This is a genomic window from Aliterella sp. E5.1 (genome assembly GCF_057473825.1).
This window is the reverse complement of record NZ_JBYCCV010000438.1, coordinates 1-1,159: the sequence shown is the minus strand read 5'-3', so window position 1 is coordinate 1,159 and position 1,159 is coordinate 1. Positions and strand designations below refer to the sequence as shown.

The window sequence follows — 1,159 nt, the reverse complement described above, 5'->3', positions numbered from 1 at the left end:
CATTGAAAATCCCATCATTAACTCTGCATTTTCTGAACCCAAGCGGCACTTTCGATTTGATGATGAAGGCATTACTAACGACATTACTGAATCTCGCCGTATTAGTCACTATTTTATTCCTATTGCCCAACCTAAAAAGAAGAGCAAACAGGCACAACAACTAGAGCTAGACCTGGGTGAGTGGACTTCTGATCGAGTAGAAGAAAACAAATTTATCAACCAAATCCGCGATCGCGTTTTCTTATGGCGGCGGGGTGGGTATACAGGTGTAACGCCCACTACGCGGCGATTGCTTGAATATTGGCAAAATCCCGAACGAGAAAGAAAACTTTATTTCTGCCAGATAGAAGCTTTAGAAACAGTTATTTATATAACGGAGATAGCTAAAAAGCATGGCGATAACTGGATTGAAAACCAATTACGTCAATTTAATGCTGATGCTAACCCTCTATTGTTCCGTATGGCTTGCAAGATGGCAACGGGTAGTGGCAAAACAGTTGTGATGTCAATGCTAATTGCTTGGCACGCTCTCAACAAAATTGCTAACCCTCAAAATCGATTGTTCAGTGATGCCTTTTTGCTTGTAACACCAGGGATTACCGTGCGAGATCGCTTGCGAGTTCTTCAACCAAATGATTCAGAAAACTACTACAAAAAATTTGATTTAGTACCGCCGGACTTAATGCCGGAACTGGACAAAGCCAAAATAATAATTACTAACTATCATGCGTTTAAACAGCGAGAACTAACGAGTGCCGGAAAGCTGACAAGAGATATTCTTGCTCAAGGCAACGAAAGTGCTTTTACTGAAACGCCTGACCAAATGGTACGACGGGTTTGTAAAGCTTTAGGCAACAAGCAAAATATTATTGTTATCAATGATGAAGCTCACCATTGCTATTGTCGTCGCGTAGGTGATGAAGACAGCAAACTCAAAGGCGATGAACGCAAAGAGGCAGAAAAACACAACGATGATGCTAGACGTTGGATTTCTGGTATTGAGGCGATTTCTTCCAAGATTGGAGTTAAAGTTGTCTATGACCTATCTGCTACGCCATTTTTCTTAAAAGGTTCTGGTTATCCTGAAGGCAATCTATTTCCTTGGGTAGTATCAGACTTTTCCTTAATCGACGCGATTGAATCGGGTGTTGTTAAAATT

General features: G+C 41.1%; 1 protein-coding gene. It reads left to right on the top strand.

Annotated features, from left to right (window positions below; genetic code table 11):
• Position 1 precedes the first annotated feature (1 nt).
• On the top strand, positions 2-1,159 hold a 1,158-nt coding region (locus AC2VE5_RS28025; protein WP_486890775.1), incomplete at its 3' end, for a DEAD/DEAH box helicase family protein.